The 24952-nt window shown below is 71.5% G+C and carries 16 protein-coding genes and 1 tRNA gene; 6 read left to right on the forward strand and 11 right to left on the reverse strand.

Features of this window, described 5'->3' with window-relative positions; all coding sequences use genetic code 11:
• The first annotated feature begins 82 nt into the window (after nt 1-82).
• From MTF65_RS13020 to MTF65_RS13035, 4 genes are all read left to right on the forward strand, one after another.
• On the forward strand, nt 83-1402 hold the full coding sequence (locus tag MTF65_RS13020; RefSeq protein ID WP_243628817.1) for a DNA cytosine methyltransferase: 1320 nt from the start codon (nt 83-85) through the stop codon (nt 1400-1402).
• Nucleotides 1399-2205: a very short patch repair endonuclease gene (locus MTF65_RS30520; RefSeq protein WP_308407162.1), complete on the forward strand. Its 807-nt coding sequence runs from the start codon at nt 1399-1401 to the stop codon at nt 2203-2205. The genes MTF65_RS13020 and MTF65_RS30520 overlap by 4 nt, the downstream gene beginning before the upstream one ends.
• A gap of 117 nt (nt 2206-2322) precedes the next feature.
• Nucleotides 2323-3189 (forward strand): Eco29kI family restriction endonuclease, encoded by an 867-nt coding sequence (locus MTF65_RS13030; RefSeq protein ID WP_243628818.1) that lies wholly within the window; start codon nt 2323-2325, stop codon nt 3187-3189.
• A gap of 212 nt (nt 3190-3401) precedes the next feature.
• Nucleotides 3402-3572: a hypothetical protein gene (locus MTF65_RS13035; protein WP_243628819.1), complete on the forward strand. Its 171-nt coding sequence runs from the start codon at nt 3402-3404 to the stop codon at nt 3570-3572.
• Nucleotides 3573-3696: 124 nt separating this feature from the next.
• On the opposite strand, the gene MTF65_RS13040 is transcribed toward MTF65_RS13035, so the two are convergent.
• The 10 genes from MTF65_RS13040 to bldG form a co-directional block, all read right to left on the reverse strand.
• A tRNA-Thr gene (locus MTF65_RS13040) sits at nt 3697-3770 on the reverse strand.
• A 182-nt stretch (nt 3771-3952) separates the two neighbouring features.
• The gene (locus tag MTF65_RS13045) at nt 3953-5521 is read right to left on the reverse strand and encodes an alpha/beta hydrolase (RefSeq protein ID WP_243628820.1); all 1569 of its coding nucleotides are present in this window, start codon (nt 5519-5521) and stop codon (nt 3953-3955) included.
• Between the two features lie 225 nt (nt 5522-5746).
• Nucleotides 5747-6958 (reverse strand): DNA polymerase III subunit delta', encoded by a 1212-nt coding sequence (locus tag MTF65_RS13050; protein ID WP_243628821.1) that lies wholly within the window; start codon nt 6956-6958, stop codon nt 5747-5749.
• A 115-nt stretch (nt 6959-7073) separates the two neighbouring features.
• Nucleotides 7074-10388 carry a dTMP kinase gene (gene tmk / locus MTF65_RS13055; protein ID WP_243628822.1) on the reverse strand — a complete coding sequence of 1105 codons (3315 nt, stop codon included), beginning with the start codon at nt 10386-10388 and terminating at the stop codon, nt 7074-7076.
• A 151-nt stretch (nt 10389-10539) separates the two neighbouring features.
• Entirely contained in the window at nt 10540-13377 is a 2838-nt protein-coding gene (gene topA / locus MTF65_RS13060; RefSeq protein ID WP_243628823.1) for a type I DNA topoisomerase, read from the reverse strand.
• A 598-nt stretch (nt 13378-13975) separates the two neighbouring features.
• Entirely contained in the window at nt 13976-15502 is a 1527-nt protein-coding gene (locus tag MTF65_RS13070; protein WP_243628824.1) for a methyltransferase, read from the reverse strand.
• A gap of 154 nt (nt 15503-15656) precedes the next feature.
• Nucleotides 15657-16220 carry a small secreted protein gene (locus tag MTF65_RS13075; RefSeq protein ID WP_243628825.1) on the reverse strand — a complete coding sequence of 188 codons (564 nt, stop codon included), beginning with the start codon at nt 16218-16220 and terminating at the stop codon, nt 15657-15659.
• Between the two features lie 139 nt (nt 16221-16359).
• A complete protein-coding gene (locus tag MTF65_RS13080) occupies nt 16360-18777 on the reverse strand; it encodes a sodium-translocating pyrophosphatase (RefSeq protein WP_243628826.1) in 2418 nt (805 codons plus the stop codon).
• A 370-nt stretch (nt 18778-19147) separates the two neighbouring features.
• Entirely contained in the window at nt 19148-19576 is a 429-nt protein-coding gene (locus MTF65_RS13085) for an ATP-binding protein (RefSeq protein WP_243628827.1), read from the reverse strand.
• Between the two features lie 89 nt (nt 19577-19665).
• Entirely contained in the window at nt 19666-20007 is a 342-nt protein-coding gene (bldG, locus tag MTF65_RS13090) for an anti-sigma factor antagonist BldG (RefSeq protein ID WP_008743037.1), read from the reverse strand.
• 81 nt (nt 20008-20088) lie between these two features.
• Between bldG and MTF65_RS13095 the strand changes: the two genes are divergently transcribed.
• Complete coding sequence (locus MTF65_RS13095; protein WP_243628828.1) at nt 20089-22560, forward strand: DEAD/DEAH box helicase; 2472 nt, start codon at nt 20089-20091, stop codon at nt 22558-22560.
• Nucleotides 22561-24401: 1841 nt separating this feature from the next.
• Here the strand turns inward: MTF65_RS13095 and MTF65_RS13100 are convergent.
• The gene (locus tag MTF65_RS13100) at nt 24402-24545 is read right to left on the reverse strand and encodes a hypothetical protein (protein WP_243628829.1); all 144 of its coding nucleotides are present in this window, start codon (nt 24543-24545) and stop codon (nt 24402-24404) included.
• Nucleotides 24546-24603: 58 nt separating this feature from the next.
• Here MTF65_RS13100 and MTF65_RS13105 point away from each other — a divergent pair, with 58 nt between their 5' ends.
• Entirely contained in the window at nt 24604-24843 is a 240-nt protein-coding gene (locus MTF65_RS13105; RefSeq protein ID WP_243628830.1) for a hypothetical protein, read from the forward strand.
• Nucleotides 24844-24952 lie beyond the last annotated feature (109 nt).

The raw sequence follows: 24952 nt of genomic DNA on the forward strand, positions 1-24952 counted from the left end.
CCCTATCGGCGGCCTGTCCACGCGGACGAACCTTCGTCTCAAAATGGCTTGAAGATCGCCAGCTCCGCGGTATGCTTTTGGAATGGCTGAGCTGCAAGAAGGATCCAAGAAAGATCGCACGGGTGTCGAACTGTTCGCCGGCGCCGGCGGCCTAGCCATGGCCGTCCATCGCGCGGGTTTCCGCCCTCTGCTCTTCAACGAGGTCGCCAAGCGAGCCTGCGAGACCCTTGAGGCCAACGGGGCCAAGCGGCTCCCGGACGGCCAGAAGCCGACCCAAGCACCCGGACCCGACGAGAAGGTCCCCCTCGTCGCCGGGGATGTCCAAGAGCTCGACATGGACTACCTCGCTGGCAAGGTTGACGTGCTCGCTGGCGGCCCCCCGTGCCAGCCCTTCAGCCTCGGCGGTGTCGCCAAGGGCGACGAGGACAAGCGGAACATGTTTCCGCAGCTGTTCAAAGCCGTTCGTCAGATCCAGCCGAAGGCCGTGATCTGCGAAAACGTCCGCGGCTTGCTGAGGCCCTCCTTCAAGCCCTACTTCGAGTACATCCAGCGTGAGCTGGAGTTGCCCTTCGAGGAACGAGTCGAAGGCACCGACTGGCAACAGCACGACGCGTACCTGCTGGAGCGGCGAGAGCAGGAGCCAGACGACCCGACGAAGCGGTACAAGGTCGTCATGACGCCGGTGAACGCGGCGGACTACGGCGTGCCTCAGATCCGTAACCGTGTGATCGTCGTCGCCTTCCGCGGCGACCTGAACGTGGACATCGAGCTGTTCAAGAAGCTTGTGAAGCCGACACACTCTGAGACCGCACTCATCCGGTCCATGAAGGAAGAAAACGGCTACTGGAAGCGGCACTCGGACGTCCCCGAACATGTACGCGAGGGAGTCATGGATCGCCTCCCGAAAGCCATGCCGAAGGACGACGGGCTCCAGCCCTGGTACACCCTGCGTGACGCGATCACGGGCATCGGCGACAACAAGCCTCTGCCAGACGTGCCAGATGAGTGGCTGGACCGCACCGAGCATTTCCTGGGTGGGTTCACAGAGCACATTGGCTGGCCCGGTGCTCGCATCTACGACGGTCACACCCCCAATGAGCTCGACCGCCCGGCCAAAACCGTCAAGGCCGGAGTGCACGGCGTGCCCGGTGGCGAGTCGGTCATGTTGCTTGACGAGTTGGTCGCGGACGAGACTGCCCCGGGTGGCCTCAGGTACAAGCACCGATACATGACGGTGCGGGAGACCGCGCGTGTCATGACGTTCCCCGACACCTGGGACCTCAGGGGCCCGCGTGGAGAGAAGATGCGCCAGTTGGGCAACGCTGTGCCCGTTGTTCTCGGTGAGGTCTTCGCCAAGGCTGTCGCCGCGGTCCTAGACGAGGCGGAGGAGCGTCAGAAGTGACCGAGCCCGCCAGCAAGGCTCAGAGCGGCTGGAAGCATGACTGCCCGCCTGACCGGGCGTGGAGAGGGCGTCCCGGCAGAAGCCGGGAAGTGCTTGCGGCTGAGCAGGACCGTGCTGCTGGCGGTCGACACCGGCGCTCCGTCGATCTCGGCGATGGCCGATTCGCCAGAGCCTCGGTCGAACTGAAGGTTCTTCCGGCCACTCGGCGCATCCGCGCCTACCTACGATGGTCCGACGGTGGCAAATCCCCGGCGCGGTACCTCGGGCAGGTCGAGCATGGCACTCGGGGCGCGAACCTCGCTGCAGCGTGGAAGATGGCGTGGGAAAAGGGTCTCCTCGCTGAGGAACCGCTCGCGGCCGACTCCTGGGCTTCCTCTCCGGCTGTGCGGGCCGCTATGCGGGGCAATCGGAACAAGGACACGAAACCGGAGCTGCGGCTGCGATCGCTGCTGCACAAGCAAGGGCTCCGGTACCGCGTGGCGTCGAGGCCGGTTCCCGAGCTGCGGCGCACCGCTGATGTCGTCTTCACGAAGCCCAAGGTCGCCGTGTTCGTTGATGGCTGCTTCTGGCACGGCTGCCCGGAACACCTGCGTGCCTCCAGCAGGAACGCCGAGTTCTGGCGAACGAAGATCGAGGGCAACCAAGCCCGGGACGCGGACACGGACCGTCTCTTGCGAGAGGCCGGCTGGACAGTCGTACGCGTCTGGGAGCATGAAGACCCAACTGCAGCCGCGGCGCGAGTGATGCGTGTGGTGCGGGGCTCATCAACACAGCAAGCCGAGTCGGGGGACATGTCGCTCTAGCGGGCCACGCGAGGTGCCGCCACGCCCAGCACCGGTCCTGTTTGGATATCAGGGGCTCCCCTCCGGGCTTGGGATCACTCCGGGCAGCTCGTCAGCCGGGCTGAGTAAGATCCGCACATGGTCCCCAGCTCTGATGGCTCCACCGCGCCTTCGAACTTCAACCCCTTGAGCATCCACCTGCTCAGCAGCAATCTGCGTGCGCAACTCGACGGGTGCGAACGAGTTCCCCTTGACACGGTGAAGAAATTTCCCGGAGCAGGGTTGTACGCACTCTATTACAAGGGCGACCTTCCGCTCTATGGGCAGTTGAAGGGTAAGGATGCTCCGATCTACGTAGGCAAAGCCGAGGCCGGAAACAGCAGCTACGGCGAGCAACCGGACGAGACCGAGCCGAAACTGTTCAATCGAATAACCGACCACCGCAAGAGCATCAGTGAAGCCACTAATCTTGAGGCCTCACATTTCGATGTGCGATATCTCGTTCTCGACGACATTTGGATTGTCCTGGGGGAGCGGGCTCTACTCCGCGCCCACAGTCCCGTCCTGTGGAATACCCTGATGACAGGGTTCGGATCGAACCCCTCAGGCGGGGCACGGAAGAATGGCCGTTCGATCTGGGACTCGATCCACCCCGGCCGGAAACGCGCGCAGAGCCTGCTCTGTAACCGCAAGTACAGCCTGTCCGAGATGGAGAAACTCATCTCGGACGGGATTAATATCTCACTCCAACAGCCTGGACCCCAGCGCGACAAGGAACTGACGGATCTCAAGAATCGACCCGCGAAAATAATCTGGGAAGAACACGAATCCAAAGACAAGCGTTGCCGCGTCTTCCGGAAGGATATATTCCTGGAAGAAAACAACCGCCTTGGAGTCGAGATTGATCCAGATGATTGGGTCCTGAATGACGGCGCCGCCGGCGGATACGAAACCACAGAGACGGCCACGCTAGATACTTCCGCAAACATAACCGAGAGTGAATGACTTACCCATAGAGGTCATAGAGTTTACTGTCTTGCGGAGTATTCCTTCACGCGCCACTTCAGCTCACATCGGCGAGCCTGGCCATGTGGACTGTGAAGGCTTAGCGACCGTGGGCCCGACCTCGCAGCCCGCGTCGACAAAGCCGTCTTGTGGCAGTTCTGGGGCGGCGTGGAGAAGGACGGACCCTCGATCTCGCTAGCATGCATGTCAGCGTGGCGGTCGGAAACGAGGCCCGTGGTTGCGCCGCCGAGGCCACCGCCAAGCTGGTCCCCCACCAGCGGAAGGCCGAGCAGGAAGAGCAGGCCCGCAAGGCCGCCAAGAAGGCCAAGCAAGCCGCGAAGGCGAAGGCCAAGGGGAAGAAGAAGGCCATCCAGAAGGGCTGACGGCCCCTCCGCTCACGCATCGCTCACGCACAGGGTTTCGAGCCCCAGCCGCCACACGCGCCAGCCGACCCCGGAAATAGCAAAAGCCCCAGGTCACGGCGAGTGAGTCCTGGGGCTTCTACAGAGCCGCCTTCGGGATTCGAACCCGAGACCTACGCATTACGAGTGCGTTGCTCTGGCCAACTGAGCTAAGGCGGCGCCGCTGCGGAGACACGTCTTCCGGGCGAGGGAGGCGCTCATCAGCAGCGGCGCCAAGTCTACAGGGTGAATCCGGGTGCCCCGAACCGGGTTGCGCGGGCCCTGGGAAATCGTCGCATGTGTCGTATATGGGGATGGGTGTGTTATATCCGGCACATCCACCCGTCAGGCGGTGTCCGGGGTCAGCACTTCTTGCCGGCCGCCGGGGGGTTGCCCTCCAGTAGGTAGCGGTTGATCGCGCTGTCGACGCATTCGCTGCCGCGGCCGTACGCCGTGTGCCCGTCGCCGTCGTACGTGAGCAGGGTGCCCGAGTCGAGCTGGCCCGCGAGTGCCTGTGCCCACTTGTACGGGGTCGCCGGGTCGCGCAAGGTGCCGACGACCACGATCGGCGCAGCGCCCTTCGCGGTCAGCGGGTGTGCCGCGCCCGTGGCCTTCACCGGCCAGTACGTGCAGTTCAGCGAGGCCCAGGCAAGCCCCGCGCCGAACACCGGAGAGGCCTTCTCGAAGGAGGGCAGCGCCGCGTCGACGGCCTCCGGCCCGCTGAAGGCCGGCGGCTGGTCGAGGCAGTTCACGGCGGCATTGGCGAACATCAGGTTCGCGTACTTGCCGTCCGCCTCCCGCTCGTAATAGCTGTCGGCGAGGCCCAGCAGCCCGGATCCGTCGCCGTTCATCGCGCCTGCGAGCGCCTCGCGCAGCTGCGGCCACGCGCTCTCGTCGTACAGCGCCGCGATCACCCCGGTGGTCGCGAGGGACTCGCCCAGCGGGCGGTCCGGCTCGCCGGTGGGCACCGGCTGGGCGTCGACCTTGCGGAAGAACTCCTTCAGCTGCTTCGCCACCTGGTCCGGGCCGCCCTGCCCGAGCGGGCAGTCGGGCTGTTGGGCGCAGTCCTTGGCGAAGGAGGCGAAGGCCGTCTCGAAGCCCTCCGTCTGGTCCCGGTTGAGCTCCAGGGCGGGGCGGGAGGGGTCCATGGCGCCGTCCAGGACGAGGCGTCCGACCCGGCTCGGGAAGAGCTCCGCGTACGTCGCCCCGAGGAAGGTGCCGTACGAGGCGCCGACGTACGTCAGCTTCTCGTCGCCCAGCACCGCCCGCAGGATGTCCATGTCATGGGCGGCATCGACGGTGGAGACGTGCGGCAGGACCTTCCGCGAGTGCGCCGTGCAGCCCGCCGCGAACTTCTTGAACGCCGCCACCAGCTGGGCCCGCTCCGCCGGGCTGTCCGGGGTCTGGTCCACCTGCGTGTACGCGTCCATCTCCGGGCCGGTCAGGCAGGTGACGGGGCTGCTGCGGTCCACCCCGCGCGGGTCGAAGGAGACCATGTCGTAGCGGGCGCGGACGGGCGCCGGATAGCCGATGCCCGCGTACGCCTGGAGGTAGCCGATGCCGGAGCCGCCCGGTCCGCCCGGGTTGACCACGAGGGAGCCGAGCCGCTTGCCGGGTCCGGTGGCCTGGCGGCGGGCCACCGCGAGCTCGATGTCCTCGCCGGAACCGGGCTTCGCGTAGTCCAGCGGGGCCTTCATGGTGGCGCACTGGAAGCCGGGGACACCGCAGTCGCGCCAGCTCAGCTTCTGGTCGTAGTACGGGCGCAGCCCCGCCGGGTCCCCGCCGGGTCCGGCGGAGGCCGCGGGCCCGGAGGCCGCGGCGGACTCGGCGGCACGGGGTGCTCCCGAACCGCCGGAGGTGCACCCGGCGAGCAGCAGCCCGGCGGCTGCGATCACGGTTCCGGTGGTACGCAGCAGGCGACTGGTCTCCATGCCGCGAGACTACGTCCTGACCGGGTTCCCCGCCGAAGGCCCCGCTCCGGGCGGCAGCACCCCGGCCGGGGCGGGCTGCCCACCGGAGGCCCCGCTCCAGGCCGCAGGGCCCCGGCCGGGGCGGGCTGCCTCAGCGCCCCGACGGCAGCGGCCCGCCCGACCTCGGCGGATCACTCGTACGGGTGCCCCCGTCAACGGAGGTTGAAGCGTGGCGCGGAGCCGCCGTCAGCCCGCCCGGAGGGACATCGTCATGGCCTCGACCGCGAGGAGCGGGGCCACGTTCCGGTCGAGGGCGTCCCGGCACGCGATGATGGCCTCGATACGCCGCAAGGTGCGCTCGGGACCCGACGCGCGGGCGATCCGGTCGAGGTCCGGCCGTATCTCCTCATTGGCGATGGCCACGGCCGAGCCGAGCTGTAGGGCCAGCACATCCCGGTAGAACCCGGTCAGGTCGGTCAGCGCCAGGTCGAGGGTGTCGCGCTGGGTCCTCGTCCGGCGGCGCTTCTGCCGGTCCTCAAGCTCCTTCATCACGCCCGCCGTGCCGCGCGGCATCCGGCCACCGGTACCGGCCGCGGCGCCGAGGGCGGCCCGCAGCTCCTCGGTCTCCTTGGTATCGACCTCCTCCGCGACCTGCTTGGCGTCCTCGGCGGCGGCGTCGATCAGCTCCTGCGCGGCCTTGAGGCAGCCGCCCACGTCGTCGACCCGGAGCGGGAGCTTCAGCACGGCGGCCCGGCGGGTACGCGCCGCCTCGTCGGTGGCGAGCCGGCGGGCCCGGCCGATGTGCCCCTGGGTCGCGCGGGCGGCCGCCTCCGCGACGGCGGGCTCGATGCCGTCGCGCCGCACCAGCACATCGGCGACGGCGGAGACGGGCGGGGTGCGCAGGGTCAGGTGCCGGCAGCGGGAGCGGATGGTGGGCAGCACATCCTCCAGCGAGGGCGCGCACAGCAGCCACACCGTCCGCGGAGCGGGCTCCTCCACGGCCTTGAGCAGCACGTTGCCGGCGCCCTCGGTGAGCCGGTCGGCGTCCTCCAGGACGATGACCTGCCAGCGCCCGACGGCCGGCGAGAGCTGGGCGCGGCGCACCAGGTCGCGGGTCTCCTTCACACCGATGGACAGCAGGTCGGTGCGGACGATCTCCACATCGGCATGCGTACCGATCAGGGTGGTGTGGCAGCCGTCGCAGAACCCGCAGCCCGGTTCACCGCCCAGGGCGCGGTCGGGGCTGGTGCACTGGAGGGCCGCCGCGAAGGCGCGGGCGGCGGTGGACCGCCCGGAGCCGGGCGGTCCGGTGAACAGCCAGGCGTGGGTCATCTTGGACGCGGCGGGCGGCGCGGTCCCGTCCGTGACGGCCGTGACCAGGGCGTCGGCATCACGGGCGGCGGCGGCCAGCTGCGTCTGCACGCGCTCCTGACCCACCAGGTCGTCCCATACGGGCATCCCGCCCACCGCCTTTCGCTGTTCCGTTCGCGCCGCCGGTCCCGTACCCCGTACAGGGACGGAACCGGTGGCACATGCCTGCTCACAGTGTGGCGCGCGCCACTGACAATCCCCGTCAGCGGCGGCGGGACCGGCCTTCGCCGTCCTCGTCGTCGTCGCGCAGCGGGCCCAGCAGCTCGTCCGCCAGGGACGGGAGATCGTCCATCGGGGTCTCCTCGGCCCAGGCCGGGCGCGCCCGGCGCGGGCGGCCGTCGTCGCCGACAACCGGCAGCTCGCGGGTCGCGTCGTTGCCGGAGTCCCGGAAGATGCCCGGCGGCACCCGGTCGGCCGGGTTCTCCTCCGGGCGCCGGCTGGTCGGCCGCGAGGCGGAGGGACGCCGTCCCGCCGGAGCGGCGGGAGCTTCCGACTCCGCACGGGCCCCAGAACCGGCGGCCGCGTCCCCACCGGCCGGACGCACGGGCGGCAGCACCGCCGTCTCGTCCGCCGCACCCGCCGCACCCGCCGGACGCACCGGCGGCAGCACGGTGGTCTCGTCCGCCGCACCCGCCGGGCGCACCGGCGGCAGCACCGCGGTCTCCTCGACGGCCGCCGGGTCGGTCTTCGGCACCGGGACGGTCTGGGTCTCGTCGTCCGGCCGGACGACCCGCTTGACCATCGGGGTCTCGACCGTGACGGCGTCGTCCGGGAGCGGATCCTTCCGCATGGCGACCTTGGGAGCCGGAGCCACAGCCGGAGCCACACCGGGAGCCGGAGCCGGCGCTGCCGCCGCAGCCGCAGCCGCCGCATCGGCAGCGGCCTGCGCGGCCGCCGCAGCCGCCGCGGCCTCCGCCAACCGGCGCGCCTCCTCGGCCCGCAGCAGAGCCTGCTCGGCCCGCCGCTGCTTCTCCAGCCGGCGTTCCTCGGCCTCCGCCCGCAGCCGGGCCTCATCCTCCGCCTGCTTCCGCAGCCGCTCCGCCTCCGCCGCGCGGGCCTTCTCCTCGGCCTCCGCGCGCAGCCGCTCGGCCTCGGCCCGGGCCCGGGCCTCCTCCTCGGCGCGCCGCCGCTCCTCCTCCGCCTTACGGGCGGCCTCGGCCTCGGCGACCCGGCGCGCCTCGGCGGCCTCCGCCTCTGCCCTGATCCGGGCTTCCTCGGCCTCGCGGGCCTTGCGGGCTTCCTCCTCGGCCCGGAGCCGCTCCGCCTCCGCCTTGCGGGCCGCCGCTTCCTCGGCCTTGCGCTTCGCCTCCTCCTCGGCGAGCCGCCGGGCCTCGATCTGCGCGGCCACCTCGGCCTCCGAGAGCGGAAGCATCCGGTCCAGGCGGTGCCGTACGACCGTGGTCACCGATTCCGGCTCCTGGCCCGCGTCGACCACCAGGTAGCGCCCGGGGTCGGCCGCGGCCAGTGTCAGGAAACCGGCCCGTACCCGCTGGTGGAACTCCGCCGGCTCCGACTCCAGCCGGTCCGGCGCCTCCGTGAAGCGCTCCCGCGCCGCCTCCGGCGATACGTCGAGCAGCACCGTCAGGTTCGGCACGAGCCCACCGGTGGCCCAGCGCGAGATACGGGCGATCTCGGTCGGGGACAGATCGCGCCCGGCGCCCTGGTAGGCCACCGAGGAGTCGATGTACCGGTCGGTGATGACGACCGCGCCGCGCTCCAAGGCCGGCCGGACCACCGTGTCCACGTGCTCCGCACGGTCGGCGGCGTACAGCAGCGCCTCGGCGCGGTTCGACAGCCCGGCCGAGGAGACGTCGAGCAGGATCGAGCGGAGCCGCTTGCCGACCGGGGTCGCGCCCGGCTCGCGCGTCACCACGACCTCGTGGCCCTTGCCCCGTATCCACTCGGCCAGCGCTTGGACCTGGGTGGACTTCCCGGCGCCGTCGCCGCCCTCCAGCGCGATGAAGAACCCGGTGTCGGACGCGGCCTGTACCGGCTCCCCGCCGCGCAGCGCCTCGCGCAGGTCGCGCCGCAGGGGTACGCCGCGGCGGTCGTCGGCCTGGGTCAGGACCACCACGGCCACGGGCAGCAGCAGGGCGCCGACCAGCATCAGCGTGAAGGCCGCGCCGCCGTGTTCGAAGACGACCTCGCCGCCGCCCAGCCGGTGCGGGCCGATCGCCGCCGCGACGACCGGGGCGAGGACGGCCCCCACGCCGACGGCCACGCGGACGACCGCCTGGAGGTGTTCGGTGACCCGGGCCCGGCGGAACTCCTCGGTCTCCTGGTCCAGCAGGGTGTGCCCGGTGCTGGCCGCGATACCCGCGGCGGTGCCGGCGAGCAGCGACAGGAACAGCACGGTTGCCGTGTCCGGCACCAGGCCGGTCAGCAGCAGCGCCAGCCCGGTCACCGCTGTGGCGAGGGCCAGCAGCCGGCGCCGGGACAGCCCGGGCAGTACCTTGCCGGCCTGGGTGGCGCGGATGCCGACGGCGGTGCCGCCGACCAGGGCGAGCACCAGCAGGGCGAACGTGGCAGGTCCGCCGCCCAGGTCGAAGGCGTGCAGGACGGCCACGGCGGCGGCGGAGGCCACCGCTCCGGCGACCGCCGCGCAGGTCAGGACGAGGAGCGGGATGGCTCCCGTACGGCCCTTCTCGGGCCGGTCGCCCGCCTTGGGGGCGCGCAGGCCCTCCAGCGGGGAACGGGGGCGCGGGGTCTTCACCCCGGGCAGCACCAGCGGAAGCAGCAGCGAGACGGACGCGGCGAACAGGCCGGCGGCCACGTACGAGCCGAGGGCGGCCTGGTTCGCGGCGAACCAGGCCACGCCGAGGCCGAGGGCCTTGCCGACCAGGGTCGCGGCGAGCAGTGCGGCGGCCGCGACGGGCAGCGCCGCGAAGGCGGTACGCAGCGTCAGGCGCCGCAGCGCGTCCAGGTGGTCCGGCAGCGGGCGTACGGTCGCCCCCTCCGGCGGGGGCGCGGGCAGCAGGGCGGGGGCCGCGCTCTCCTTGGCCAGGGTCCACAGCCGCTCGGCGGCGCCGGAGACGAAGACGGTGGCCAGCAGCGCGGTGAGCGCGTGGGCCGGGATCCAGTCGAGCCAGAGCGGGGCGACGACGAACAGCGCTATGCGGAGGCCGTCGGCTCCGATCATCGTCCAGCGGCGGTCGAGCCCGCCGCCGGACTCCTTCGGGGCGAGGAGCTTCGCGAAGGGCCCGAGCAGGACGGCCCCGAAGGTCAGCGTGGCCAGCACGCGCACTCCGAAGACGGCCGCGACGGCGAGCGCCCAGCCCTGGTAGCCGTCGCCGAAGGTGCCCTCGGAGACGGCCGCCTGGAGGGCGAGCAGCACGAGGACCAGCAGGGCGAGGGCATCACCGATGCCGCTCACCAGCTGGGCGCTCCACAGCCGGCGCAGCCTGGGTGTGCGCAGCAGGGCGCGCACCGCTCGCTCGCGGGAGTCCGCGGCCAGGGCATCGTCGTAGGTGGGGTTCTCGGAGGCGGTCACGACCGTTGGCTGCTCGGCTCGCGTCATCCGCCCAGCCTATCCGCTGCGCTTGGCAGGTGCGGGGGCCTGTGGACAAGGCCGGGTGTGACCCCGGACCCACCTCCCGAGGCTCCGCCGAAGAGCACCCGGGCCCCCGTGCGGTTGCACGGGGGCCCGGGGCAGGAAGAACCGGAGACGACTACTCGTCCGCCGGAACGGCCGCCGCCTTCTTCGCAGCAGCCGTGGTCTTCTTGGCCGCCGTCGTCTTGGTGGCCGTCGCCTTCTTCGCGGCAGTCGTCTTCTTCGCGGCAGCGGTCTTCGTCGCCGTCGCCTTCGTGGCCGTCGCCTTCTTGGCGGGTGCCTTCTTCGCGGGAGCCTTCTTGGCCGTCTTCTTCGCCGGCGCCTTCGCCCGCTTCTCCGCCAGCAGCTCGTAACCCCGCTCCGGCGTGATCGTCTCGACGTCGTCGTCCCGCCGCAGCGTCGCGTTCGTCTCGCCGTCCGTCACGTACGGCCCGAAGCGCCCGTCCTTGACGACGACCGGCTTCTCGCTCACCGGGTCCGTGCCCAGCTCCTTCAGCGGCGGCTTGGCGGCAGCCCGCCCGCGCTGCTTCGGCTGTGCGTAGATGGCCAGGGCCTCGTCCAGCGTGATCGAGAACAGCTGGTCCTCGGTCTCCAGCGACCGCGAGTCCGTGCCCTTCTTCAGGTACGGGCCGTACCGGCCGTTCTGGGCCGTGATCTCGACGCCCTCGGCGTCCACGCCCACCACCCGCGGCAGGGACATCAGCTTCAGCGCGTCGTCCAGCGTCACCGTGTCCAGGCTCATCGACTTGAACAGCGAGGCCGTCCGCGGCTTCACCGCGTTCTTGCCCGTCTTCGGCGTGCCCTCGGGCAGGATCTCCGTCACGTACGGCCCGTAGCGACCGTCCTTCGCGACGATCTCGTTCCCGCTGACCGGGTCCTTGCCCAGCTCGAACTCGCCGCTCGGTTTGGCGAACAGCTCCTCCGCGTACTCCACCGTCAGCTCGTCCGGAGCCAGGTCGTCCGGAACGTCCGCCCGCTGGTGGCCTTCCGCGTCCTTCTCGCCCCGCTCCACGTACGGCCCGTAGCGGCCGACGCGCAGCACGATGCCTTCGCCGACCGGGAAGGAGGAGATCTCCCGGGCGTCGATCGCGCCCAGGTCCGTGACCAGCTCCTTCAGGCCGCCGAGGGCGTCACCGTCGGCCGGTACGACCTCCGAGGCGTCCTCCGCGCCGAAGTAGAAGCGCTTGAGCCACGGCACGGACTTGGCCTCGCCCCGCGCGATGCGGTCGAGGTCGTCCTCCATCTTCGCGGTGAAGTCGTAGTCGACGAGCCGCCCGAAGTGCGTCTCCAGCAGGTTGACCACGGCGAACGACAGGAAGGACGGCACGAGCGCCGTGCCCTTCTTGAAGACGTACCCGCGGTCCAGGATCGTGCCGATGATCGACGCGTACGTCGACGGGCGGCCGATCTCCCGCTCTTCCAGCTCCTTGACCAACGAGGCCTCGGTGTAGCGGGCCGGCGGCTTGGTCGAGTGACCGTCCGCCGTGATCCCCTCGGCCGACAGCGCGTCGCCCTCGGCGACCTGCGGCAGCCGCTTCTCGCGGTCGTCGAGCTCGGCGTTCGGGTCGTCCGCCCCCTCGACGTACGCCTTCATGAAGCCGTGGAAGGTGATCGTCTTGCCGGAGGCGGAGAATTCGGCGTCCCGGCCGTCGGAAGCCGTCCCGCCGATCTTCACGGTCACCGAGTTGCCGACCGCGTCCTTCATCTGGGAGGCGACGGTCCGCTTCCAGATCAGCTCGTACAGGCGGAACTGGTCGCCGCTCAGGCCCGCCTCGGCCGGCGTGCGGAAACGATCACCCGAAGGGCGAATCGCCTCGTGCGCCTCCTGCGCGTTCTTGACCTTGGCGGCGTAGACGCGCGGCTTCTCCGGCAGGTACTCGGCCCCGTAGAGCTGCGTGACCTGCGCCCGCGCCGCCGACACAGCGGTGTCGGACAGCGTCGTGGAGTCCGTACGCATATAGGTGATGAAGCCGTTCTCGTACAGCTTCTGGGCCACCTGCATCGTCGCCTTCGCGCCGAAGCCCAGCTTGCGCGAGGCCTCCTGCTGGAGCGTCGTCGTACGGAACGGGGCGTACGGGGAGCGGCGGTACGGCTTGGACTCGACTGACCGGACGGCGAACGAGGTGTCCGCCAGCGCGGCGGCCAGCGCCCGCGCGTTCGCCTCGTCGAGGTGCAGGACCTCGCTCTTGAGCCGCCCGTTCGAGCCGAAGTCGCGGCCCTGAGCGATCCGCTTGCCGTCCACCGCGTTCAGGCGGGCGACCAGCGTGGACGGGTCGGAGAGGTCCCCGGCGCGCCCGGTGGAGAAGGTTCCGGTCAGGTCCCAGTACTCGGCGGAGCGGAAGGCGATGCGCTCGCGCTCCCGCTCGACGACGAGGCGGGTGGCCACCGACTGCACGCGGCCCGCCGACAGCTTCGGCATGACCTTCTTCCACAGGACCGGCGAGACCTCGTAGCCGTAGAGGCGGTCGAGGATGCGGCGGGTCTCCTGGGCGTCGACCATGCGCTGGTTCAGCTCGCGCGGGTTGGCGACGGCGTCGCGGATCGCGTCCTTGGTGATCTCGTGGAAGACCATCCGGTGGACGGGGACCTTGGGCTTGAGGACTTCCTGGAGGTGCCACGCGATGGCTTCGCCCTCGCGGTCCTCATCGGTGGCGAGGAAGAGTTCGTCGGACTCGGCCAGCAGCTCCTTGAGCTTCCTGACCTGGGCCTTCTTATCGGCGTTGACGACGTAGATCGGCTGGAAGTCGTGCTCGACGTCCACACCGAGGCGTCGGACCTCGCCCGTGTACTTGTCGGGGACCTCGGCCGCGCCGTTGGGGAGGTCGCGAATGTGCCCGACGCTCGCCTCGACGACGTATCCCGGGCCGAGGTAGCCCTTGATCGTCTTCGCCTTGGCAGGGGACTCGACGATAACGAGTCGGCGGCCGCCCTTTGCGGTCTCGCTAGTCGGGGACAACTTGGCTCTTCTCTCCGGTCGGCACTTCGGTCGCAGTACGGCGACGCTGCGGAGTGTGACGGTACAACCCGCCCCCGTGTCAAACGGCACAAGCCCGCAACGGCCACTCGAACGGTAACCCGACAAGTGCCTTTTCTGCCGCCCGGATGCCGTGCCGGGCCCGTCCCGATCACCGGGCCGAGTGGCCGAAGGGCCGTCTGGCCCCGCTGCCGCACCCTGTCTGACGTCGTCTGATGTCTCCTGACGTCGTCTGACGTCCTGATCCACGTCGTGATGTACGTCGCCCAGTGCCACGGCGTCACCGCCGTGCGGGGCACCAGACCCCGAGGGCCAGGGCGGTCCCGCCGGCCAGTACGGCCAGCGGGAAGGCCACGACGGGGCGCACGCCCTCAGCCACCGGCTCGCGGTGCAGGACGCGCGCCCCCGTCGAGGCGAGCAGAGCGGGCTCCGAACAGCGGGAACTCGGCCGCCGCGAAGATCGCCGGGCCGGTTTCCACGCTGATCCCCTTGTCCCCGGGCCGCTCTCGGGATCCCCCCGGATCCCCCTGCACGGGAGCCTGCCAGCCCACGGGTAACGGTGGGCAAACCGTGGGTTACATCACGGGGCCGACCGGCGCGCCGATCCCGTCACGGGCTCCAGGAAGCCCTGCTCCACCAGCATCCGGATCGCCTCCGGGGTCCTGTCGCGCAGGACGACCGGATCCTCCTGCACCAGCTGCGCGATCGCGTCCAGAATCCGACCCGCGCTGAGTGAGCCGTCGCACACTCCAGCGAATCCCGCCCCGACCGTGTCGACCTTGGTGGCACGCCGCATTCCGCGGTTCTGCCGGAGCACCACGTGCTCCGGGTCCTCCGCGCCGGGCGCGCCGACCTGCTCCTGGACCACCTCGTCGGCGAGCAGGAAGTGGCCGGCCAGCAGGGCGGCGTCGTCGTGGTCGCGGAGATAGTCCTGCCGGGCGAAGTGGCCCAGCACGGTCTCGCCGAGCGGCTGCTCCACCGAGTGCGGCCACTCCTCGACCACGATCGAGGGCTCGGCGGCGTCACTGCGGCGCAGCGTGATCCAGCCGAAACCGATGGCCTTGGTCTTGCGGGCCTCGAACTCGTCCAGCCAGTCCTCGTAGCGCCGCTCGTACTCCGCGGGGTCCGTGCGGTGGTCTCCCGCGTCGCGCAGCCACAGCTCCGCGTACTGCGTCACGTCCTGCACGTCACGCTGCACGATCCACGCGTCACAGCCGCGCGGGACCCAGGAGCGGACCCGGTCGTGCCAGTCCTCGCCCTCCACGTGCTGCCAGTTGCCGAGGAACTGCGCGTACCCGCCGGGGTTGAGGTGCGCTCCCGCCTCCTGGACCAGGGTCCGGCACAGGTCGTCGCCGCCCATGCCGCCGTCGCGGTAGGTGAGCCGGGCGCCGGGAGAGATCACGAAGGGCGGGTTCGACACGATCAGGTCGTACGTCGCCTCGCCCACGGGCTCGAAGAGCGAACCGGTGAGCAGCTCGGCCTCCGGCGCCCCGGACAGCGCGAGCGTCAACCGGGTGAACTCCAGGGCCCGGGGGTTGACGTCGGTGGCGGTGACCCGCGTCGCTTGCCGGGCGGCGTGCAGTGCCTGGATCCCGGACCCGGTGCCCAGGTCGAGGGCGCTGTCGACCGGGATGCGGACGGTGATCCCGGCCAGCGTGGTGGAGGCGCCGCCGACGCCGAGGACCACGCCCTCCTCGCGGCTGCCGATCCCGCCGGCCCCGCCGACGGCGCAGCCGAGGTCCGAGACGATGAACCAGTCCTCGCCGTCCGGGCCGCCGTACGGGCGTACGTCCACGGTGGCGCGCACCTCGTCGCCGTCACGCCGGAGCCAGCCGTCGCCGAGCGCGGTCTCGACGGGCAGCGCGCCCGCGGCCCGCTCGTACGGAGCGGGCTGCTGGAGCAGGAACAGCCGGACCAGCGTCGCGAGCGGGCCGTCGCCGCCGCCGCGCGTGGCGCGCAGGGCGGGGACCGTCTCGCTGCGGGCCAGGGCGGCATAGGCGGGGGCGCCGAGCAGGTCGAGCAGCCCGTCGGCGGTGAAGCCGGCGGCGAGCAGGGCGCCGCGGAGTTCGGCGGCGTGGGCGGGCGAGGGAAGGCTGGTGGTACTCACCCGTCCATTGTGTCGGCTGCCCCCGACAAACGGTGCGCCCTCCACGCCGCCCGCATCGCGCCGGGCACGCGCCGGGGCGCTCCGCGCGGCCCGAGGCGTTACGGCCGAGGTGTTACGGCCATGGCGTTACGGCCATGGCGTTACGGCCGAAGCGTTACTTCGGGGGCGAGGGCACGGTGACCTGGCAGCCCTTCTGGCTGTTCATCACCTTGTCCAGACCGCCCGCCTTGAGCTTGGCGAGTGCTTCCTCGCCGCCCTTGGTGGCCTCGGCGAGGCCGTTGGCCACGTCCTTGAGGCCCTCGGCGAACTTGTTCTGGTCCTTGGCGTCGAGGGCGTCCACCTTGACCTTGAGTTCGGCATAGCCCTTGGACGTGTCCTCGAAGCCCTTCACGGCGGCGTCCTGGGTCGCCTGGCCGTCCTCGACCGGCGGGACCCCCGCCGCGGACAGCGCGCCGCCCATCGACTTGTAGGAGTCGGACATGGTCTGGAAGGCCTCGGAGTCCGTCTTCTGGACCTCCTCGGGCTTGTTGTTCTCCGACGACACGCGCTTGATGTCGGCGTTCGCCGCCTCGATCTTCTTCAGCTCGGGCTGCCAGGCGTCGCAGACCTTCTTGGCCCAGGCGTCGGCCTTCTTGTCGCCGTCGTCCCCGCCGCATCCGGACAGGGCGAGGATCAGTACCGCACCGCCGGACACCGCGGCCGCAAACTTCTTGTTCACCGGATTGGTCCCTTCGAAGGCTCTCGGCCGGAAGATACACGCCCTCCATCCGGCCACGCGGAAAGGCGGACAGACGGCGCGTCAGTCCGCGCCGCCTGTCCGCCGTTCGGGCGTGTCTTCGAGCCGGTGGGCCCTACGGTCAGGAGACCACCGCCGGGTCGGCCGACTGGGCCACCCGCCCGGCGGTCGCGGCCTCGTCCTCGCCGCTCTCGCCGTCCTCGCCGACCGCGATGCCGCGGCGCTTGGAGACGTACACCGCGCCGATGATGACGCCGATCGCGAGGACCGCGACGATCGCCCGCACGGTCGCGCTGGTGTCCGGGCCGTAGCTGAACTGCACGACGGCCGGGGCGATCAGCAGCGCCACCAGGTTCATGACCTTGAGCAGCGGGTTGATCGCGGGACCGGCGGTGTCCTTGAACGGGTCGCCGACCGTGTCGCCGATGACGGTCGCGGCGTGGGCCTCGCTGCCCTTGCCGCCGTGGTGGCCGTCCTCGACGAGCTTCTTCGCGTTGTCCCACGCGCCGCCGGAGTTGGCGAGGAAGACCGCCATCAGGGTGCCGGTGCCGATGGCGCCCGCGAGGAAGGAGCCGAGCGCGCCGACGCCGAGGCTGAAGCCCACCGCGATCGGGGTGAGGACGGCGAGCAGGCCGGGCGTGGCGAGCTCGCGCAGCGCGTCCTTGGTGCAGATGTCCACGACGCGGCCGTACTCGGGCTTCTCCGAGTAGTCCATGATCCCGGGGTGCTCGCGGAACTGGCGGCGCACCTCGTAGACGACGGCGCCCGCGGAGCGGGAGACGGCGTTGATGGCGAGGCCGGAGAACAGGAACACGACGGCCGCGCCCAGGATCAGCCCGACCAGGTTGTTCGGCTGGGCGATGTCCAGACTGAGGTTCATCTCCCCGGCCTTGGCGCCGACCTCCTTGATCGCGCCCGCGATGGCGTCGTTGTACGAGCCGAAGAGCGCGGCCGCGGCGAGCACGGCGGTGGCGATGGCGATGCCCTTGGTGATGGCCTTGGTGGTGTTGCCGACGGCGTCGAGGTCGGTCAGGACCTGCGCGCCGGCGCCCTGGACGTCGCCGGACATCTCGGCGATGCCCTGGGCGTTGTCGGAGACGGGGCCGAAGGTGTCCATGGCGACGATGACGCCGACGGTGGTGAGCAGGCCGGTGCCGGCCAGGGCCACCGCGAAGAGGGCGAGCATGATCGACGTGCCGCCGAGCAGGAACGCCCCGTAGACGCCGAGGCCGATGAGCAGCGCGGTGTAGACGGCGGACTCCAGGCCGACCGAGATGCCGGCGAGGATGACGGTGGCCGCGCCGGTCAGGGAGGACTTTCCGATGTCCCGGACGGGACGGCGGTTGGTCTCGGTGAAGTAGCCGGTCAGTTGCTGGATCAGGGCCGCGAGCACGATGCCGATGGCCACGGCGATGAGGGCCAGGACGCGCGGGTCGCCGGCATGGTTCAAGATCGCGGCGTCCTCGACGCCGACGAGCTCCTTGTAGGTCGCGGGCAGGTACGCGTAGACGGCGATCGCGACGAGCCCCAGGGAGATCACGGCGGAGATGAAGAAGCCGCGGTTGATGGCGGTCATTCCGCTGCGGTCGCTGCGGCGCGGGGAGACCGCGAAGATGCCGATCATCGCGGTGACGACGCCGATGGCGGGGACGATCAGCGGGAACGCGAGGCCGAGGTCGCCGAAGGCGGCCTTGCCGAGGATGAGCGCGGCAACGAGCGTGACGGCGTACGACTCGAAGAGGTCGGCCGCCATTCCGGCGCAGTCGCCGACGTTGTCGCCCACATTGTCGGCGATGGTCGCGGCATTGCGCGGATCGTCCTCCGGAATGCCCTGCTCGACCTTGCCGACCAGGTCGGCGCCGACGTCGGCGGCCTTGGTGAAGATGCCGCCGCCGACGCGCATGAACATCGCGATCAGCGCGGCGCCGAGGCCGAAGCCCTCCAGGACCTTGGGGGCATCGGCGGCGTAGACCAGGACGACGCAGGAGGCGCCGAGCAGGCCGAGGCCGACGGTGAACATGCCGACCACGCCGCCCGTACGGAAGGCGATCTTCATCGCCTTGTGGGAAACCTCGGTCAGGTCCTTGGCGGGCTCGCCCTCGGCGGGGGTGGCCTCGCGGGCCGCGGCGGCGACGCGGACGTTGGCCCGGACCGCCAGCCGCATGCCGATGTAGCCGGTGGCGGCGGAGAAGAGGGCGCCGACGAGGAAGAAAGCGGACCGGCCGGACCGCTGCGTCCAGTCGTCGGCGGGGAGCAGGAAGAGCAGGAAGAAGACCACGACGGCGAAGATGCCGAGAGTGCGCAGCTGCCGGCCGAGGTAGGCGTTGGCGCCTTCCTGGACGGCCGCGGCGATCTTTCTCATGCCGTCGGTTCCCTCGTCGGCGGCGAGGACCTGGCGGACCAGGATCTGCGCGACGACGAGTGCGGCGATGGCCACGGCCGCAATGACGATCACGATGAGCCGATTGTCATCAGTGAGTACTGCGGATGCCAGATCAGAGGTGCGATCGGGCGCGAAAGGGGTGAAGAGCCCCGTCATTCGTCCTCCTTGACGTGATGAGCTCAAGATGTGGACGGATTGTAGGGAGCGCGCCCCGATCAAAACAGTACGCGTGAAACGGAATTGGCCGTCTCTTGCCCCTCACCAATAGATCGCGTCACTCCAGTACCCTCGAAATGAGTAATGGGGCAAAAGCATTGACGCTTGATCAATTACCTGAGCGGCGATCGCGGGGGCATGAAGCGGGCATGAAAAAGGCCCTGCTCGACAGGGCCCCGAATAAGATCAAACGATATGAGGTCGTAGGAGAAGCGTACGAGAGAGGGCGAGCGGGGAAGGAGATGGGCGTACGAGAGTTACGCGCGGGCGCTGCGAAACGCCCGGCTCCGATCCCCTCGGCGCGGAGGCGCTACGCCACCTCGGTCGCGCCGGACACGGGCCAGCTCATCCTGATGGTTCCGCCCGACGCCCCGGTGGTCACCTCGACATCGTCGACGAGCCCGCTGATCACCGCGAGGCCCATCTCGTCCTCCCCGTCGGCGTCCGGGTCCAGGGCGGCGGTGATGCCGGACACGGCCTCGGCGGGGCCCGGCACCTCGTCTCCGACCTCGATGGAGAAGGTCTTCTCCTCCTCGGTCAGCACCACCCGGACGGGCGCGGTCAGCGCGTTGACGCGATGCAGCCCGACAGCCCGGGAGCAGGCCTCGCCCACGGCGAGGCGGACCTCGTCGAGCAGGGCTTCCTCAACACCGGCCCGGCGCGCCACGGCGGCCGCGACCAGGCGGGCCGTCCGGACGTGTTCGGGCTGGGCGCTGAAGCGCAGTTCAACGGTGGCCATGCGCGTCCCCCTCGGACTACGGGCGTGCCTTGACAGGGGCCCGGACCGACGGACGGTCCGGTACCCCCGCTCCTTCGTACAAGGAGCCGTCAGTCGGTGGCGTTGACGGCGTCTTCCACCGTGGTGTGGATCGGGAACACCTTGGTCAGACCGGTGATGCGGAAGATCTTCAGGATGCGCTCCTGGTTGCAGACCAGCCGCAGCGAGCCCTCGTGCGCGCGAACGCGCTTGAGGCCTCCCACGAGCACACCGAGCCCGGTGGAGTCGAGGAAGTCCACTCGCTCCATATCGACAACCAGGTGGTAGCTGCCGTCGTTCACCAACTCGACCAACTGCTCGCGCAGCTTGGGCGCGGTATACACATCAATCTCGCCACCGACCTCCACGACCGTACGGTCGCCGACAGTGCGAGTCGACAGGGACAGGTCCACGGATCCTCCAGCACCTTGCTATCGAGCGGCGCCCCCCAGGGGCCTCCCCACCCGAAGGTAGGCGAGGGATTGGCTGCCGCGATGGCATTCAATCACTTACCGGCAGGCGCGCACGACGCCTTCGGACCATTGTCCCGCACGCCAGTGACACACTCGGTTCCAATGGCCAATACTCACCGCCCCGGTCCGCCCACGGCACCAACGGACCCTGGACCCGCCCCCGGCACGGTCCTGGACCGGCTGTCACGGGGGCCTTCCCGGGCTGCGCGCATCACCCATACGGAGCACTTGCCCCCTCGGGCGGGTCGTCATGCAGTCTGGCCCGACCGCATCCGAACGGATGTAGTAGCCGCCATTCAGGCCGCGGGGATCGAACATCCGTGGGAACACCAGGCCGCGGCCGCCGAGCACGCCCTGGACGGCGAGTCCGTGGTCGTCGCCACCGGCACCGCCTCGGGCAAGTCGCTGGCCTACCTGGCCCCCGTGCTCTCGGCCCTCGCGGACGGCGCCGAGGCCCCCACCGGGCGCGGCGCGACCGCCCTCTACCTGGCCCCCACCAAGGCCCTCGCGGCCGACCAGCGGCGCGCCGTACGCGCGCTCGCGGCCCCGCTGGGCAACGCGGTCCGGCCCGCCGTCTACGACGGGGACACGCCCGTCGAGGAACGCGAATGGGTGCGCCAGTACGCCAACTACGTGCTGACCAACCCCGACATGCTGCACCGGGGGATCCTGCCGGCCCATCCGCGCTGGTCCTCGTTCCTCAAGGCCCTGCGCTACGTGGTCATCGACGAGTGCCACACCTACCGCGGCGTCTTCGGCTCCCATGTCGCACAGGTGCTGCGCCGCTTGCGGCGCCTGTGCGCCCGCTACGGCTCCGACCCCGTCTTCCTGCTGGCCTCCGCCACCGCGAGCGACCCGGCGGCCGCCGCGTCCCGGCTGACCGGCGTACCGGTCACCGAGGTCGCCGACGACGCCTCGCCGCGCGGGGAGGTGGTCTTCGCCCTGTGGGAGCCGCCGCTGCTGAGCGAGCTGCGCGGCGAGAAGGGCGCGCCGGTGCGGCGCACCGCCACCGCCGAGACCGCCGACCTGCTGACCGACCTGGTCGTCCAGGGCGTCCGTACGGTGGCCTTCGTCCGCTCCCGGCGCGGCGCCGAGCTGATCGCCGTGATCGCCCAGGAGCGGCTGGCCGAGGTGGACCGCTCGCTGCCCCGGCGGGTCGCCGCCTACCGGGGCGGCTACCTGCCGGAGGAGCGCCGGGCCCTGGAGCGGGCCCTGCACTCCGGCGAGCTGCTCGGGCTGGCCGCGACCACCGCCCTGGAGCTGGGCGTGGACGTCTCCGGCCTGGACGCCGTCCTGATCACCGGGTACCCGGGGACCCGGGCCTCCCTGTGGCAGCAGGCGGGCCGCGCGGGGCGCTCCGGGCGGGGCGCCCTGGCCGTCCTGATCGCCCGGGACGACCCGCTGGACACCTACCTGGTCCACCACCCCGAGGCGCTCTTCCGGCAGCCCGTGGAGGCCACCGTCCTGGACCCCGACAACCCGTACGTGCTGGCCCCGCACCTGTGCGCGGCCGCCGCCGAGCTGCCGCTGACGGAGGCGGACCTGACGCTGTTCGGCCCCGCCGCACGGGACCTCCTGCCGCAGCTGGAGGCGGCGAAACTGCTCCGCCGCCGGGCCACGGCCTGGCACTGGACCCGGCGCGAGCGGGCCTCGGACCTGACCGACATCCGGGGCGGCGGGGGCCGCCCGGTACAGATCGTCGAGGCCGGTACGGGCCGGCTGCTGGGCACGGTCGACGAATCCGCCGCCCACACCGCCGTCCACGACGGGGCCGTCCACCTCCACCAGGGCCGCACCTACCTGGTGAAACACCTCGACCTGGAGGATTCGGTGGCCCTGGTCGAGGAGTCCAGCCCGCCCTTCTCCACCACGGCCCGCGACACCACCGCGATCTCCGTCCTGGAGACCGACACCGAGATCCCCTGGGGGCAGGGGCGGCTCTGCTTCGGCTCCGTCGAGGTCACCAACCAGGTCGTGTCGTACCTGCGCCGCAAGCTGATCACCGGCGAGGTGCTCGGCGAGGCCAAGCTGGACCTGCCGCCGCGCACCCTGCGCACCCGGGCCGTGTGGTGGACGGTGACCGAGGACCAGCTCGACGAGGCCCGGATCAACCCGGAGATCCTCGGCGGGGCCCTGCACGCCGCCGAGCACGCCTCCATCGGCCTGCTGCCCCTGTTCGCCACCTGCGACCGCTGGGACATCGGCGGCGTCTCCGTCCCGCTGCACCCCGACACCCTCCTGCCGACCGTGTTCGTCTACGACGGCCACCCCGGCGGCGCCGGCTTCGCGGAGCGGGGCTTCCACACGGCGCACGCCTGGCTGGCGGCGACCCGCGACGCCATCGCCGCCTGCGAGTGCGAGGCCGGCTGCCCGTCCTGCATCCAGTCCCCCAAGTGCGGCAACGGCAACGAGCCCCTCCACAAACGCGGCGCCATCCGCCTCCTCACCCGCCTCCTCTCCGAGGCCCCGCCCCACCCTGCCCCACCACCCTGAGCTCCTGGCCCCACCGCCCCGCGGAGCGGGCGCGTGCGGGTCGGGGCGACCTGCGGGGCGGGCGCTTGCGGGACGGGGCGACCTGCGGGGCGGGCGCTTGCGGGACGGGGCGGCCTGCGGGGCGGGCGCGTGCGGGACGGAGCAGCCTGCGGCGGGCGCGTGCGGCACGCGGCATGCGCCCACCGACCTGAGCCCCCGGCCCCACCACCCTGCGGGGTGGGCGCGTGCGGGGACGGGGCGACCTGCGGCGGGCTCGCGAGGCACGCGGCGTGTGGCACGGCATGGCTCCCGACCGCTATCGGCGGCCCGCGGGCGGGGCATCCGGGCCCGCGGGGCCGGGACCGGCCTGCGGCATGCGGGACCCGTGCGGCCCCGCAGGGCGGGCGCGCGCGGGACGGGGCGGCCCGCGGGGCGGGCGGGTGCGGGACGGGGCGGCCTGCGGCGGGCGCGTGCGGCACGCGGCGTGTGGCACGCGTGGCTCCCGACCGCTATCGGCTGCCCGCAGGCGGGGCATCCGGCCCGCGGGCGGGGCGTCCTGTTTGGAGCAACGTTCGCTGGTACCAGGTCCGAGTTCTTTTGGCTCCGACGCCCGTTCGACCGCCGGGCCGGTAATGGGCTGATGCACAGGCGTGACCTGCGAGAAGAGGCCGTCAGTGCCTCGGGTGAGTCGTCGGCTGTCGGTTCGAGGGTGGTACCAAAACACCCTGGAACCGTGGTCCCGACGGAAGTGCTTGCAGATAGCGTCCGGCCCGCGGGGCCGGGACCGGGCTGCGGCCTGCGGGACACGTGCGGCCCCGCGGGGGGCGTCCGGCCCGGGCGGACCAGGTGGTGGCCCTGTGTGCGGGGCGGTGGGCGAACCACGGGCCGGAGCGCAGCCCGGGCAGGCACTAATGGCGGCCATACGGCGGACGGTGTCGGGTCCCGGCGGGCCGGGCGGCGCGGAGGCGGGGGTGCTGGCCGCAGCGGTGTTCGGGGCGGGGCGTGCGGCCCGCGAGGCGGGGCCGGCCTGCGGCGTGCGGGACGGGGTGGCCTGCCGGGGGGGCCGGCTTGCGGGATGGGCGACGTGCGGGATGGGGCGGCGTGCGGGGTTGTCGGTGACTGCGGGCGGGGCTGTCGGCGGGCCGCCGCAGCCCGGGGCGCCGCCGCCCGCCCGCCCACCGAAGACCGCCGGAGAATCCCCATGCCCGTGACCGCACGCCTCGTGACCACGCTGGCCGCCCCGCCGGCGCCGGTCGAGACCCATGCCTCGGAGGTGCTGAGCCAGTCAGGGACGACGGTCCTGACGGGGCGGGGCGACACCGAGCTCGTCTCCGCACTCGTCCGCGTCGATCCGACGGCGCCCGCCGCCGCTGATCCGGCGGTCAGGTTTCCCGCTCCCTGGCCACGCCGCGTCGGTACCTGCACGGTGTCGCCCGGGCAGGACCTCGCCGTCTTCGCCGGAATCCACGCGCTGCGGGCGGTGGACCTCAGCGGGGCGGTCCGGTGGGAGGTCCGGCGCGGCTGCTGGGAGGGCTCCTGCGGGGCCGCACACGGCTCTTACGGGGAGTACGTGGACCGCGGGGACCATCTCTACCCGGACAGCGGCTCCGCGGCCTTCTCCGCCGACGGAGCGCTCGTCTGGGCCCATGTCCGCGGCCCCCTGGCCGGGAGCGCGGAGCTGCCGGAGTCGCCCGACGAGTGGCTGGTGATCGACGCCGTCGACGGGCAGGTCCTCGGCCGTGCGGACGGCGGCGGGCGGCTCGGGGCATGTCCCGCATCCGGATCCCCGGCAGATGGGCCTGTTCGTACGGGGAGGACCAGAACGGCGTGCCGCTGCGATGGGGCGCTCGGACGGCGAAACGCTAACCGTCGGCGGTGTCGGCAACGACGGCCAGGTCCTGGTCGCGGTGAGCCCGTCCGGCGACAGTCTCCTGACCGTGGCCCACTACCAGGAAGCCCTCGCCCTGCTCCGCCTGGCGGACGGCTCGGTCGCGGCCGAGCTGCACGCCGAGTCCGCCGTGCCCCCGGCACCCCCAGGCCGACTCCGAGAACGCCCGGGCGCGGGTGCGCTGGGACTCCGCGTGCGGTTTCCTCGACGAGGACACCCTCATTGCGGGGACGGCAGGGTGGGACGAGGAGTTCGGCGAAGGCCGCCACTGGCTCCTCGACGCCCACCACCTCACGGTGAGCGGCCAGATCACCTACTCGTCCCCGCCCTCCGGCGCCCCGACGGCACTGGGCGACGCCACCTGGGCCACGCTCTCGGAGGACCGCACCACCGTGCGCATCTGGACCCTGGACTGACCCCCAGGAGCCCGTCGCCCCTCGACGAGTGACCCGGGCAGACCCGCGCGAGCCCTAACCGCCTGACCGAAGGCCCCCAGCGCCTAGCAGAGCCGGACCCACCCGAGCA

This window comes from Streptomyces sp. APSN-46.1 (assembly GCF_022815725.1).
In the GTDB taxonomy this organism is placed as follows: domain Bacteria; phylum Actinomycetota; class Actinomycetes; order Streptomycetales; family Streptomycetaceae; genus Streptomyces.